At 50.3% G+C, this 13,331-nt stretch carries 12 protein-coding genes; 5 read left to right on the forward strand and 7 right to left on the reverse strand.

Annotation, left to right across the window (positions count from 1 at the left end; genetic code table 11):
• Window positions 1–33 precede the first annotated feature (33 nt).
• Complete coding sequence (locus tag IP582_RS10225) at window positions 34–903, forward strand: LysR family transcriptional regulator (protein WP_193795850.1); 870 nt, start codon at window positions 34–36, stop codon at window positions 901–903.
• A 337-nt stretch (window positions 904–1,240) separates the two neighbouring features.
• On the opposite strand, the gene IP582_RS10230 is transcribed toward IP582_RS10225, so the two are convergent.
• Together IP582_RS10230 and IP582_RS10235 are read right to left on the reverse strand one after the other, a co-directional pair.
• A complete protein-coding gene (locus tag IP582_RS10230; RefSeq protein ID WP_193795851.1) occupies window positions 1,241–1,681 on the reverse strand; it encodes a GNAT family N-acetyltransferase in 441 nt (146 codons plus the stop codon).
• A gap of 407 nt (window positions 1,682–2,088) precedes the next feature.
• A complete protein-coding gene (locus tag IP582_RS10235; RefSeq protein WP_193795852.1) occupies window positions 2,089–2,784 on the reverse strand; it encodes a hypothetical protein in 696 nt (231 codons plus the stop codon).
• A 791-nt stretch (window positions 2,785–3,575) separates the two neighbouring features.
• Between IP582_RS10235 and IP582_RS10240 the strand changes: the two genes are divergently transcribed.
• Window positions 3,576–4,061: a GNAT family N-acetyltransferase gene (locus tag IP582_RS10240; protein WP_193795853.1), complete on the forward strand. Its 486-nt coding sequence runs from the start codon at window positions 3,576–3,578 to the stop codon at window positions 4,059–4,061.
• Window positions 4,062–4,116: 55 nt separating this feature from the next.
• On the opposite strand, the gene IP582_RS10245 is transcribed toward IP582_RS10240, so the two are convergent.
• A complete protein-coding gene (locus IP582_RS10245; RefSeq protein WP_370551802.1) occupies window positions 4,117–4,392 on the reverse strand; it encodes a CPCC family cysteine-rich protein in 276 nt (91 codons plus the stop codon).
• A gap of 18 nt (window positions 4,393–4,410) precedes the next feature.
• Window positions 4,411–5,088 carry a type A chloramphenicol O-acetyltransferase gene (catA, locus tag IP582_RS10250; RefSeq protein WP_193795855.1) on the reverse strand — a complete coding sequence of 226 codons (678 nt, stop codon included), beginning with the start codon at window positions 5,086–5,088 and terminating at the stop codon, window positions 4,411–4,413.
• Between the two features lie 234 nt (window positions 5,089–5,322).
• On the opposite strand from catA, the gene IP582_RS10255 reads away from it, so the two are divergent.
• Both IP582_RS10255 and IP582_RS10260 read left to right on the forward strand, forming a co-directional pair.
• Window positions 5,323–5,841: a DUF2569 family protein gene (locus IP582_RS10255; protein WP_193795856.1), complete on the forward strand. Its 519-nt coding sequence runs from the start codon at window positions 5,323–5,325 to the stop codon at window positions 5,839–5,841.
• Window positions 5,842–6,154: 313 nt separating this feature from the next.
• Entirely contained in the window at window positions 6,155–6,634 is a 480-nt protein-coding gene (locus IP582_RS10260; RefSeq protein ID WP_165158796.1) for an Rrf2 family transcriptional regulator, read from the forward strand.
• A gap of 68 nt (window positions 6,635–6,702) precedes the next feature.
• On the opposite strand, the gene oqxB is transcribed toward IP582_RS10260, so the two are convergent.
• Both oqxB and IP582_RS10270 read right to left on the reverse strand, forming a co-directional pair.
• Window positions 6,703–9,855, reverse strand: a complete 3,153-nt coding sequence (gene oqxB / locus IP582_RS10265; protein ID WP_039079367.1) for a multidrug efflux RND transporter permease subunit OqxB — start codon at window positions 9,853–9,855, stop codon at window positions 6,703–6,705.
• 23 nt (window positions 9,856–9,878) lie between these two features.
• Window positions 9,879–11,054, reverse strand: a complete 1,176-nt coding sequence (locus tag IP582_RS10270) for an efflux RND transporter periplasmic adaptor subunit (RefSeq protein ID WP_071194830.1) — start codon at window positions 11,052–11,054, stop codon at window positions 9,879–9,881.
• 336 nt (window positions 11,055–11,390) lie between these two features.
• Here IP582_RS10270 and IP582_RS10275 point away from each other — a divergent pair, with 336 nt between their 5' ends.
• A complete protein-coding gene (locus tag IP582_RS10275) occupies window positions 11,391–11,741 on the forward strand; it encodes a helix-turn-helix domain-containing protein (protein WP_039079365.1) in 351 nt (116 codons plus the stop codon).
• 97 nt (window positions 11,742–11,838) lie between these two features.
• Here IP582_RS10275 and IP582_RS10280 read toward each other — a convergent pair whose 3' ends face one another.
• Window positions 11,839–13,317, reverse strand: a complete 1,479-nt coding sequence (locus IP582_RS10280) for a PLP-dependent aminotransferase family protein (protein WP_193795857.1) — start codon at window positions 13,315–13,317, stop codon at window positions 11,839–11,841.
• Window positions 13,318–13,331: the final 14 nt, after the last annotated feature.

Below are 13,331 nucleotides of genomic sequence, written 5' to 3' on the forward strand. Positions count from 1 at the left end.
TCGATGTTCAATTTTGAACGGTGAGACAATGGCATGGAATGGGGCGATGTCCGGGTGTTTCTTGCAGTCATCCGTAAGGGGTCTTTTGGGGAGGCTGCACGCAGCCTTGGCGTGAGCCATCCAACGGTGGGGCGCAGGATAAAGGCGCTTGAGGATGAGGCACAGCAAGCGCTATTTCGTCGGACAAATGAAGGTCTGGTACTGACGGATGCTGGCGACAGGGTCATGACGCTGGCAGAAGCGATGGAAGATTCCGCGCTGGCGATGGAACGGCGCCTGGCAGGGAATCACGAACGTCTTGAGGGGATATTGCGAATCTCATCAGCAGAGTGGTTTGCTAACTATGTTCTGGCGCCTGTTCTGGTCGAACTGACGCGCCGCCATCCGGCCATTGTCCCGGAAATTATCGCAAGCTACCGCTTACTCAATCTCTCGCGTCGTGATGCTGACATCGCCTTTCGCATCGTTCCCTTTACCGAACCGGATATTGTCCAGCGTCGCCTGATGAGTATGCCCTATGCGCTGTATGGAACGCCGGAAACCGCGTATATCGCGCAACATGATCCGGCCGCAGTGGGGCTTATCCTTATGAATACGGCACAGTCCCACTTTTCCGACGTGGCCTGGCTGCTCGACAGGTTCCCTCAGTCCCGGCGAGTGGTCACCAGTACCAGCAGGGCCGTTCAGGCGCAGATGTGCCAGCGTGGAATGGGGATTGCCGTATTGCCACGACCTATTGGCGATGCCATACCTGGATTACAGTCGATTCATATGCCGGAGCCGCCGCCGTCCAAAGATATATGGGTGGGGTATCACTATGACCTCCGGCATATGGATCGCCTGCGGGTAATGCTGGATATCGCCGATGCAATGCTTGCGGATCCCGCGATGACCGCAAAATGAGTCTGTTTTGGCTCTATGCTGCTGCCGGAATAGTGGTGGCCTGGTATTGCGAGCAGGGTTGCCACAATACTGGTTGAGCAGCCTGCAGAACCCCTGAAATATCAGGCCTCATTGCGATTTACGATCCTGCAAATCTGGCATCAAAAAAGATCCTGACGAGAAGAGCTTTATTACCCGTGAGTTCAGAGGGTTTGACGGTCTGCCCGGTGAAATTCGGCAACGGGCAGTGTAAAAACAGGCCTGCATATAACGCGAGATGTTCGCTCATAGCAGGCCTTTTGTTCAGTCGGTTTATCCGCTCTGTGCCAGGCGCGGACTGTGCTATCACCCTGCAGGGTTAATAAACCTCGGGCAACTTAGCAAGGAGCTTTACAAAGCGCTTCCTTACTTCTTTGTATCCGTTATCTTCATAAAATTTATGCGCTCTGGTTCTTCTTTCACTGCTTGAAAGCTCAATCTGAGAACATTTTTTATCGAGGGCCATGCGCTCAGAGGCAATCAGAAGTTGCTGGCCTATCCCCGCCCCACGTGACGACTCATCTATGACCAGAGCTGAAATTAATGCCCATAAGTTATTTTCATGAACAGGTGTGATAAAGTTTATAACAACAACTCCACAAACTTCCTTATCTAATTCAGCCACTAAAGTACAAAGCGTACTCTGCGTCTCACAGATACGTTGTTCTAAGCTCTCAGTGTCTGTCTGATAGCCCAACTGTAGAAAAAGCTTTTTTAGAGAGGGAATATCTTTTGATTCTGCCGATCTTATTAAAATCATTGTGATCATTTCCTTCGGTGGGGTTCAACAAAAATATCCAGATTTCATCAATCAAATCAATAAAAGTTGCAAACCACACGAGGAAAAAGACAATTCAACATAGCCGTCCAGGAAACAGGCTTACCCAACCTGCTGTCATCCATTATGGATTTTGATGTGATGTCCATTTCTGGTTCACTACTGACCTTGCCGGGCATGAGTTTCTTCTGTATGCAAAAAGCGGATATCGCGAAGGTTACGGTGTGAACTGGACAAATATCGAAAAGCATATGATCCGCCTGGGTGGTATATTTGCAATCTGATCACAATGAGGAAGGCTATGGGTCATGGCAGCGTTAAATCATGTATTACCTTCTGTTTTAATTATAGAAATCAGCGGGCACGCATATATAGTTAAGAAGGATTGATTAATTAAAATCATCTCGAAAATCTCTTAACGCTAAATTTGTATATTCTGTATGCGCAAAGTAGCTCGTTAGAAAATCGAAATCAAAAAAAGGTGATTTTTTATTATTAAAGACCTCATGTCCAATGAACATATCTCTCTTTCTGTTGAATATATCTTGCGACTTATTAATGATTTGAACGTCTTCCATATTCAAGTTGCTTTTAAAATTCTCCATCTGCAATATAACATCTCTGTCCTCAAAATGAAGATATAAACTACCCGAGAAAAAGACATACAACCCTATATTGAAATCCGCATAATCCAAACTCTTTCCTGATAGCCAAATATATTTACTCCCAGTAGTGAAAGATATGGGAAGGGAATGAAAAATTTTTTCCTTTACATTATCGAGACACATACAATATGTAACATCCCCTTCGGCAACTATTTTAGCCCTTCTCAACAAGAATGATACTAATGAATTTTCAGAAACAAATCTATCAGCAACTTTCGCAATTACTCCCTGAGGGTTTTCATCAATGGCCTGGCAACACCAAAGATCTTTATCAGCATTTATTTCTAGATATTTGGCACTCACAACGATCTTGTCATTCTCACAAATGGGATCTATCGCAAAGTAAGAATACAACCCAGAGGTATTATCCAGGTTAAGCAAGGATGGATATCCCTCAGTAATATTGATATTGTAATTCATTGCGGCTCCTATCATTCACTTTGAAACTATATTAAGTTACAGTTTAATTATTAATTAGCGTTGCACTATCTGATCAAATATCAACTAAGCTTTGCAAAATTTTTTCTCAGTTAATCTATATTCATTTTTTGTCGCTACTTTCCCAATATTTTTTATTGCGGGATTGCTTCTGGTTCCCGTGACCAAAACTACACCATTATAAGCTAACATCTGTTGAATTTCAGGGCCAAAAGGCTCGAAATCATACGGATCTACATAACGATCTTACTTTGTGAGCCTGAAACTGTCTGTGATAGTTTATACGCCTCTCCGGTATGATGAGCACCTTCCTTCTCTATGAGAACAATCGAGAACTTCCTCTCCTCGCTCTTATCTGACCTCCCGCCCCCATACAGAGTCTGTCTACTTAGTGCGGGTCCTGATATACCGGTGAATAAACAGGGAGCAGGGCGTCGGAGGTTGGAAAAAGTTGGTTCGACGGTTTGACTGAAAAATTTCGCTTATACATTCGTTACCTGTGCGACATCAGAGAGCTTTCGGTAAGAACTGTGCTGCCGGCGACGGATTTGAGCGCACCTTAAGCGAAGGGGCGGTAGAATAAAAATGGACATGCTGATTTCGCCTGCCAGTGTTAGCTGTTTCGTACCAGAAAACACCATATGTAAAAAACGGGTTCTGGTCCCATCAATTTTAAAAGTGCATTCATATTGATACAATGCCAATACTGCTCTCCATACAGATAGAGTAATGCGATATTTATTTTGGCTGCTAATGGTTTTATGAGGTAATAAATGGATTTGTTATTGGAAAAGTTTTCTGAAATACATTTTGCGGATTATTTAAAACTTGTCAGTAATATCGATGTTATGGCGATGATCACAGAACGTGCCATTCCCTGTGATGAGGCCTCTCGTGATTTTAAACTCATACTCGACGAGAATGCCTGCCATCCAGATTTGGGCTATTACCGAATCACGGATGATAAGCAGGGTAATTTTATCGGCCTCGCCAAACTGGCATCTGTGGCTGACCAACCGAAGACCGCCGAACTGGGCTATATGCTGCTACCGGAATATTGGGGGCTTGGTATTGCGAGCAAAGTTGCCACAATACTGGTCGAGCAGGCCTGCAGAAACGCTGAAGTCTCTACACTCATTGCGATTATCGATCCTGCAAATCTGGCATCAAAAAAGATCCTGATGAAGAATAGTTTTATCACGCGTGAATTCAGAGATTTTGACGGTCTGCCCGGTGAAATTCTGCAACGGGCCGTGTAATAAACAGGTCTGTGTATCATGCAATATCTCCGCTTCGAACCCGAAGCGGAAATGGCTATTCAGACTGTGTTGGCTTATTACGTTGAACAGCCGCCCACGCCCGTCTGCACGCATGTAAACTTAACGAATTAGCCCCGCCCGAAAAATCAGGATCTGCAAACTGTACGGGATCATCTTCCCATCCGCAGACGGCGCAAATTTCATAATTCCCTCTCTCTTCGAGCGTTCTCTTACCGCAGCATAAGCAGGGAGAGTGTTTATTTTCTTTCATTTTTCCACTGTCCCTGGTTGTTGAGATTTTCCCATCTGCTCTCCTTATTGCCAGCTCCATACAAAAATGTCGGGCGCATCAGCTATTACGTGACTCTGAATAGTGCGACAAGTCATCACTCATCTCTTGTAATTCGTTGATCAATCTTGCCACATGGAAACCATCGCAGACGGCATGATGTACCTGGACGGCGAGGGGTAACAAGACTTTGTCACCCTGTGTGTAGTATTTACCAAGGGTAAACATGGGGGCGAAAAAGTTCTGCATATGGGCAACATTGATATTAAAACCGGTAAAACTTACCCAGGGATTAGCCGATACAAAAAATATATTTTCCCGTGAGTCTTCTTTAGGCAGATAGGAAAGGTTATTGCGATAGCGCGCCACGTCTTCTGAAAAAACGTTCTGGAAGTGGTGAATATTACCGTCGTAATGACTCCATAATGACGAAAAGGTCTCCGTTTCATCATGGAAAATCGTATAGGCTGGATGGCTGTCATTCCATACGACAAGCTCATTGTTCTTGATGGCCATACGAAATTCCGCATGCCTGTTGACTATTTTTGCAAGGAGGAAAATCATCGTAGGGTAGAATTTCCAGCCGACCTCCTTAATATGTTTTAGCAGCGCGGTAATATCGATTTGCACAGTTTGGCTAAATGTACACTGCGCGAAGCTCTGGAATGCGTCGAAATGTTCTTTCCTTGCCCAGCGCGATAAGTCGACAACAGTATATTCCGGGGTTATATTTTTCATTTTTAGCCTTTGATTATCCAGTATATTTTAGGGGGTAGCCTAAGATTTTTTCATAAACTAATCAAGCTTACGGGGCCATGGCCATTTCGCACGGGCAGGGCATTTTTATACTCGTGTCACTCTTCACTCAACGGTAAAAACGCAATCACCCTAAAGAATCTTCACGGTTAGCCGTTAACTCATCCTGGAATGAAGCAAGTTCGTTAAGAGCGAACACACTAAAAAGGATGAATAATGACGGAGACCCCTTTCAAATGGACCTGCTTAACTTGTGATAAGGAGATCGCGCAACACCTTGAATATTGTGCTGAATGTGAGGAAAAGCGCTACAGAAAAATCGGTGGCCTGTTGTTCCTGCCACTCCTCAATATTTTTCTCATGGCCTACGATTATTTCACCTCTCTGATAGTGACATTAAAACTGGGTACGAACATGATTGGTCGTATTCCTGTTTACCAGACATCCTATCTTTTTACTGCCGCAGGGATTAACCTGATTTTACTGCTCCTGGTTATCTATGTTACGTCTCTTTTTGTGCGTAAAAAGAGAGCGTTACCTCTGGCGTTTAGTGTGCTACTGGTTGCCAGTATCGCGATCATGATGATTGACCGGGCCATCACTTCATACTTATTCGCGCCTCTTGCTCTGAATTTCGACATGATTATGCCTATTGTCAGATACATAATTTTCGCCTGTATATGGATACCGTACTTCCGTTTTTCGGTTCGGGTTAAAAAGACGTTCATTTGGTAATATCATATATGCCCCGTTCCTGGCGCATATTGGTTGCATGAAGTGATCGTTTCCATTTGCAAATAAATCAGGTCAGGCATGAAAGGCTCTGGCCTGTATCGATCACGCTTGAGGATTTTTTTGCTTTTACCAGATAATGTCGTCATCTGGCATTGAATGACATCTCTGTCATACGTGGAAACTCTTTTTTACGGGCCAGGTCACGCGTTGATTGCTTCAAAAAAAAGACTGTATTTGTTATATTATTGCTCATTGGTTATTCACCTCTGCGGTGCCAAAAAGAACAAGATTCACCGCGACCCAGGACAATAAAATGTTAGATTACCGCTTCCCGACAGCTTTGCAGATGGTTCTCAGCGTAGCGATGGCGGAGCAATTGGGTGAACGTTCGACGAGTGCGATTCTGGCCTATGGTCTGGAAGCAAACCCGAGCTTTATCCGTAAATTAATGGTACCTCTCACGCGTGATGGGATTATCGTCTCTACGCTTGGCCGCAACGGCTCTATTCATCTTGGTCGTCCGCCCGAAGAGATCACCCTGCGCGATATCTACCTTTCGGTCATCGAAGATAAAAAACTGTGGGCGTCGCGCCCCGACATACCGGCCCGCTGCGTGGTCAGTGCTAACGCGTGCTGGTATTTCAAATCGATTGCCGATGAAGCGGAGCAGGCGTCGTTAGATGTACTCGCTCGCCATACCGTGGCAAGCGCGCTGGAAAAGGTCAAAAAAGCCGATACCAGCGGGTGCGATCTGCTGCCTGAACTGGATGATCGCTTTAAAAAAGCGCTTTAATACTTTTCATATGCGAAAAAAAACCGCCTTCACAGTGAAGGCGGTTTTTTGTTATCTGCAACAGTGACTCAGGCTGGTAAAACCTCTCTTTCCACTTTACCGCGCGTGACGAATTTACGCAGTGTCACGTAAAACACCGGGGTCAGGAACAGACCGAACAGCGTCACGCCCAGCATACCGGAGAACACCGTGATCCCGGTGACGCCGCGCACTTCCGCCCCCGCGCCGTGGCCGAGTATCAGCGGGATCGTCCCGGCAATAAAGGCGATAGAGGTCATCACAATCGGGCGTAAACGCAGGCGACAAGCTTCCAGCGCCGCTTCCATGATACCTTTGCCCTGGATTTCCAGCTCACGGGCAAACTCCACGATCAGAATGGCGTTTTTACAGGCAAGCCCCATGAGTACCACCAGACCGACCTGCACAAACACGTTGTTATCGCCACCGGTCAGCCAGACGCCGAACAGTGCGGACAGCATCGTCATTGGCACGATAAGGATCACCGCCAGCGGCAGCGTCCAGCTTTCATACAGCGCCGCCAGAACCAGGAACGCCAGCAGAACCGCGACCGGGAAGACGATCAGCGCCGTATTACCCTGAGTGGCCTGCTGATAGCTCAGGTCCGTCCATTCAATATTCATCCCATTGGGCAGGATCTGCTTAGACATTCCGTCCAGTTGCGTCATCGCCTGTGAGGAGGAGAGTACGCGGGGGTCGGCATCGCCAATGAGATCCGCCGCCGGATAGCCATTGTAACGAATCACCGGGTCCGGCCCATAAGTCGTACTGATATTGACCATACTGCCAATCGGCACCATTTCGCCCTGATTATTACGGGTACGCAAATTGGCAATATCTTCCACGCTTTCGCGGTATGGCCCGTCGGCCTGCGCCATCACGCGCCAGGTACGACCGAATTGGTTAAAATCGTTGACATACGATGACCCCAGATAGGTTTGCAGCGTACCGAAAAGATCGGTCAGCGACACGCCCTGTGCTTTCGCCTTATCACGATCAACCTGCACATCCAGTTGCGGCACGTTAGCCTGGTAGGTGGAGATCGGGAAGTGCATTCCTGGCGTCTGCATAATCGCACCGGACATCGTGTTCACCGCGGTTTGCAGCGCGCCATAGCCAAGCCCGGCGCGGTCCTGAATATAAAGCGAATAGCCAGAACCCTGACCCAGCCCTAATATCGGCGGCGGCAAAATGGAGAAACCGAAGCCCTGCTGGATTTGCGCGATTTTCGCGTTGATCTCCGCGTTAATTTCCGCAGCAGAATGCTTACGCTGGTCGAACGGTTTCAGGCCAAAAAAGACCGTCCCGGTATTTGGCGTATTGGTGAACTGCAACGCATTCAGCCCTGGAAAGGCGACCGCATAATCCACGCCTTCGGTATTCATGCCGATTTCGCTCATCTTGCGGATCACCGCATCGGTGCGTTCCAGCGAAGAGCCTTCCGGCATTTTCACGCCGCCAATTAAATAGAGCTTATCCTGCGTCGGAATAAACCCGCCGGGGACGGCTTTAAACATTACGCCCGCGGCGCAGAGCAGCAGCACATAGACAACAAACACCGCGCCACGGCGTCCGAGCGTTTTGCCCACCAGCCCCTGATAGCCGTCCGAGCTACGGTGGAAAAAGCGGTTAAACGGACGGAAAATCCAGCCGAACAGACGATCGATAAGGCGGGTAGGGTAGTCTTTCGGCGCGCCGTGCGGTTTTAACAGCAGGGCAGCCAGCGCTGGTGAGAGCGTCAGCGAGTTGATGGCCGAGATCACCGTCGAAATCGCGATCGTCACCGCAAACTGTTTATAGAACTGACCGGTCACCCCGGAGAGGAACGCCATCGGCACGAACACCGCGCACAGCACCAGCGCAATCGCGATAATCGGCCCGGACACTTCACGCATCGCCTGATGCGCCGCCGCAAGTGGAGCCAGACCCTCTTCGATATTTCGCTCAACGTTTTCCACCACCACGATGGCGTCATCCACGACGATACCGATAGCCAGCACCAGACCGAACAGACTCAGGGTATTCAGCGAGAAGCCAAGCAGGTAGAGAATACTGAACGTGCCCACCACCGATACCGGCACCGCGATCAGCGGAATAATCGACGCGCGCCAGGTTTGCAGGAACAGAATCACCACCAGCACAACCAGCACCACCGCTTCCAGCAGCGTTTGCACGACTGCGCGAATGGAATCGCGAACAAACACCGTCGGATCGTAAGGAGCCGCCCACTTCATATCATCCGGGAAACGCTTCGACAGCTCGTCCATCTTGGCGCGCACCGCATTAGACAGATCGATGGCGTTGGCCCCCGGCGACTGGAAGATACCAATCCCGACCGCGTCTTTGTTGTTAAGCTGGGAGCGCAGCGCATAGCTGCCGGAGCCCATTTCAATACGCGCCACGTCACGCAGGCGGACCAGCGAGCCGTCTTGCGCCGTTTTCAGAATAATATTGCCAAACTCTTCTTCCGTGTGCAGGCGACCCTGGGCGTTAATGGAGATCAGGAAATCGCTCTCTTTCGGCAGCGGCTCGGCGCCAAGCTGCCCGGCGGAAACCTGGACGTTTTGCTCCTGCATTGCCGTCACCACATCGGAGGCGGTCAACCCACGTGCCGCGACTTTATTGGGATCCAGCCAGATGCGCATGGCGTATTCACCGGAGCCAAAAATCTGGATTTGACCAACGCCCGGCAGACGGGCCAGCTCATCCTTCACTTTTAGCGTGGCGTAGTTACGCATATACAGGGAGTCGTACTTACCGTTGGGTGAGAACAGATGCACCACCAGCGTCAGCGTCGGCGACTGTTTCTGGGTGGTGATACCCAGACGCCGCACATCTTCCGGAAGACGCGCTTCGGCCTGTGATACGCGGTTTTGCACCTGAACCTGTGCCTGATCGGGGTCAGTACCCGGACGGAAGGTGACGGTGGTGACCAGTACGCCATCGGACCCGGCGACAGACTTCATGTACATCATGTTTTCAACGCCGTTGATCGCTTCTTCCAGCGGCGTCGCCACGGTCTCTGCAATCACTTTCGGGTTTGCGCCGGGATACTCCGCGCGTACCTGCACGCTGGGCGGTACGACATCAGGATATTCGCTGACCGGCAGCAGCGGGATAGCGATCAATCCTGTAATGAAAATCAGAATCGACAGCACCGCGGCGAAAATCGGCCTGTCGATAAAAAAGCGGGAAAAGTCCATGTGTCGGATTCTCAGTTAAGGGATCAGTTGAGGGCGGTGCTGGTGGTCATGGCAACGGTTTTCGCGTTAACCGGCATACCCGGCATAAACACTTTTTGTAAACCATCGACGATGACTTTATCGCCAGGGTTCAGCCCCTTCTGCACGATGCGTAAACCGGCAGCCAGACGCCCCGGCGTAATATCGCGACGCTGCGCTTTACCTTCTTTATCAACGATATAAACATATTTACGATCCTGGTCGGTCAGCACTGCTTTGTCGTCGATAAGCGTGGCTTTGAACTCAGCGCTGCCTGGCAGACGCACACGGGCAAAGAGCCCTGGCGTGAACTGACGCTGTGCGTTATCCAGGATTGCACGCATACGGATAGTGCCGGTGCTTGGCGTTAACTGATTATCCAGAAAATCCACTTTGCCCTGATGGGGATAGCCATCCTCGCCAACCAGGCCAATCTCAACCGGTAACGCCAGGTGGTTACTGGACGCGCCTTGCCCGCTGCGGGCGAGGTTCTGGTAGTGGAGGTAGGTCGACTCATCCACGTCAAAGTAGACGTAAACTGTCTTCTGCGATACCAGCGTGGTGAGTACGCTGGCGCTGTCGCCCGCTGTGACCAGGTTACCGCTGGTGATCAGCGCACGACTGGCGCGGCCATCAATGGGGGCGGTCACTTTGGTGAAGTCCAGGTTAAGCTGTGCGGCATCAACTGCTGCCTGCGCTGCACGAATGTCGGCCTGCGCCTGGGCGGCGGCAGAACGACGTTGTTCCCACTCTTCACGGGAGACCAGATTGGTGTTGATTAATTTATCGGTACGGCTGGCCTCACTTTGCGCCAGGCTGGCCTGCGTTTTGGCTCTCGCCAGCGTTGCCTGCGCCTGTTCCAGCGCGGCGCGATATGTTCTGTCATCGATGGTGAACAGCACCTCGCCTTTTTTCACTTCCTGGCCGTCGGTGTAATTCACTTTATCAATGTAGCCAGAGACACGGGGGCGTAGCTGAACGCTCTCCACCGCTTCAATCCGACCGTTAAAGCTATCCCACTGGCTAATCGATTTCACGACCACGTCAGCGGCGCTCACGGCGGGCGCTTGTGGCACGGCATTTTGCGCGACACCCTCATCGCATCCGACGAGCATGACGGAGAGTAATACCGCTCCCAGCGCATTCAGACGAAAATTAACCCAATGTTTTTGCAGGCTCATTATTTTTATTCCGGTAATTGTAGCCGCCGGGCAAGACGCAGCAGGGGACGCCGCGCCACTTCCTTTGTCCGGGTTGGCTTAAGGCCATTTGTGTCGTTCATCGCCACAAAACTGTAACAGTTGCGAATACACTATCGCGGCGATTGTAGGGAGGTGCTAAATTAAGTGCAAGAATAATTGTTGCACTTTATGTGCTGTTTGCGTCAGGGGCTGAAGTCAGATTTCCGGCAGGGATTTAAATGCAATAATAAAACTTGCATTTACCGCAAAAGCAGGCCACCTTTAAATGCAACAGACAAAGATGCTTTTTTGGTAAGCCGCGCGGGAGGAAACAAAATGAACAATGGCGCATTTATTCACGATTTACTCGACTGGATCGACAACAATATTGAAAGCCGTCTCGATATCAATACCGTTTCCAGACGCGCCGGTTATTCGAAGTGGCACCTCCAGCGGATCTTCAAAGAGCATACGGGCTATCGTCTCGCCGAGTATATTCGTGCGCAAAAGCTGCAAAAATCGGTCGAGCGGTTAGCCCGCAGCGACGAACCGATTTTGAACGTGGCCATCGCGTTGGGCTTTGACTCTCAGCAGTCTTTCAACCGCAGCTTTAAGCGTCACTACGGGCAGGCCCCTGGCGCATGGCGACGCAGTATTGGCCGCGCTGAAATGCAGCGATTAGGCTAGCAATCCACATAGCTCGCATCCGTTCAGGATGATATTGGCGGCCTGCCAGCGGCAGGCACATGGAGTGAGGCGGGTGTCGGGCTGACACGCCAAAGCCTCAGAGAAGACGAAAAAGGGCGGCGATTTTTTCTACAGCGTCTTCTATTTCCTTCTCCGTGTAAGCCGCAAAACCTATCAAAAAACCGGTTGACGCCGGTTCATTTGCATATAATTCGGCAAGCCCAAGCATATCAATACCTGCACGTCGGGCGGCTGTGGCGACGGCTGCTTCGGAAATGCCCTTCCTGAGATGGCAGGGCATCTGCATTCCGCCCGTTGGCGTTATGCCAACGACAAAATCAGAAAGACGCTCTTCAATCAGGCTTGCCAGTTTGTCACGGCGAGCAACATAAACTTCCCGCATCATCCGGACATAGGAACCAAAATGGCCACCCTCCAGAAATTTGGCGACGGTTAGTTGGGTGATGGAGGCGGTATGACCGTCCATTAACGTCCTTGCCATCGTCAGCGGTTCAACAAGTTCTGCGGGTACAATCATCCAGGCAATGCGTAGTCCCGGAAAAAGAGACTTGGTGAACGTCCCGATATAGATTGTCCGGTTAAAGGCGTCCAGCCCCTGCACGCAGGCCATCGGCTTGCCTTCATAGTGAAACTCGCTGTCATAGTCATCTTCAATAATCCAGGCCTGGTGACGGTTTGCCCAGTCGATGACCGCCAGCCGTCGGTCAAGTGACAGGGTGACGCCGGTAGGGTACTGATGGGAAGGGGTAAGATAGATAGCTTTCGCCGGCGCTGTCAGAGCATTAAGTGACGCAATACACAGCCCTTTCTCATCCAGCGGGACCGGAAGGCTGTTCAGCCCGGCAGCCTTAAACGCTTTTTGCGCCCCCTGATAGGTCGGATCTTCAATCACGATGGCATCGCCGCTGTCAATCAGGACATGAGAACAGAGGGCGAGCGCCTGCTGGGAACTTGTCAGAATAATGATACGTTCTGGCGTGGCATGCGCGCCGCGCTCCAGATTGACATACTCTGCGATGGCCCGGCGTAACCGCTCTGTCCCCTGAGGCGGGCTTTGCTCCAGCGCACGGTGGCGATACTCTTTTAGTACCTGTCGCTCAAGTCGCTCCCAGGTTTGCACCGGAAACAGACGAGTTTCGGGGATCCCCGGCGCCAGTGGGCGAGGCGATGAAAATTCGCGTATCCCCCCACTTTTGTACATCACATTTCCCCGTGCACTGAGCGTGGGTTCACGTACCTCAGCGGCGGACTGGCGTTGCCGGGAATGTGATTTCAGAAATCGGGCGCTGGCGGAAACAAAGCTGCCTTTACCCGTGTGTCTTTCAATAAACCCCTCCGCATGCAGACGCGTATAGGCGGCTTCAATGGTGTCACGGGAAACATTGAGTGAGATGGCTAATGCACGCGAGGCGGGGAGGGCTTTGCCGTGAGATAAAATGCCTTCCAGGATAAGTGCCCGTATTGCTCTCTGGATCCTTTCATGAAGAGGCAGTGAACCGTTTGCCGGATCGATCATCCAGGCCTTTACCGTTTCAAGCTGGGCATGCTTAAACATCCGTTTCTCCGTTA

The sequence above is a fragment of the Citrobacter sp. BDA59-3 genome (genome assembly GCF_015167655.1).
Lineage (GTDB): Bacteria > Pseudomonadota > Gammaproteobacteria > Enterobacterales > Enterobacteriaceae > Phytobacter > Phytobacter diazotrophicus.

What these genes read in the sequence shown, in the direction of transcription:
- IP582_RS10230 (WP_193795851.1), bottom strand. Translation starts at nt 1,681, where the DNA reads ATGATTTTAATAAGATCGGCAGAATCAAAAGATATTCCCTCTCTAAAA.
- IP582_RS10280 (WP_193795857.1), bottom strand. Translation starts at nt 13,317, where the DNA reads ATGTTTAAGCATGCCCAGCTTGAAACGGTAAAGGCCTGGATGATCGAT.
- IP582_RS10275 (WP_039079365.1), top strand. Translation starts at nt 11,391, where the DNA reads ATGAACAATGGCGCATTTATTCACGATTTACTCGACTGGATCGACAAC.
- IP582_RS10240 (WP_193795853.1), top strand. Translation starts at nt 3,576, where the DNA reads ATGGATTTGTTATTGGAAAAGTTTTCTGAAATACATTTTGCGGATTAT.
- catA (WP_193795855.1), bottom strand. Translation starts at nt 5,088, where the DNA reads ATGAAAAATATAACCCCGGAATATACTGTTGTCGACTTATCGCGCTGG.
- IP582_RS10255 (WP_193795856.1), top strand. Translation starts at nt 5,323, where the DNA reads ATGACGGAGACCCCTTTCAAATGGACCTGCTTAACTTGTGATAAGGAG.
- IP582_RS10235 (WP_193795852.1), bottom strand. Translation starts at nt 2,784, where the DNA reads ATGAATTACAATATCAATATTACTGAGGGATATCCATCCTTGCTTAAC.
- oqxB (WP_039079367.1), bottom strand. Translation starts at nt 9,855, where the DNA reads ATGGACTTTTCCCGCTTTTTTATCGACAGGCCGATTTTCGCCGCGGTG.
- IP582_RS10260 (WP_165158796.1), top strand. Translation starts at nt 6,155, where the DNA reads ATGTTAGATTACCGCTTCCCGACAGCTTTGCAGATGGTTCTCAGCGTA.
- IP582_RS10270 (WP_071194830.1), bottom strand. Translation starts at nt 11,054, where the DNA reads ATGAGCCTGCAAAAACATTGGGTTAATTTTCGTCTGAATGCGCTGGGA.
- IP582_RS10245 (WP_370551802.1), bottom strand. Translation starts at nt 4,392, where the DNA reads ATGGAGCTGGCAATAAGGAGAGCAGATGGGAAAATCTCAACAACCAGG.
- IP582_RS10225 (WP_193795850.1), top strand. Translation starts at nt 34, where the DNA reads ATGGAATGGGGCGATGTCCGGGTGTTTCTTGCAGTCATCCGTAAGGGG.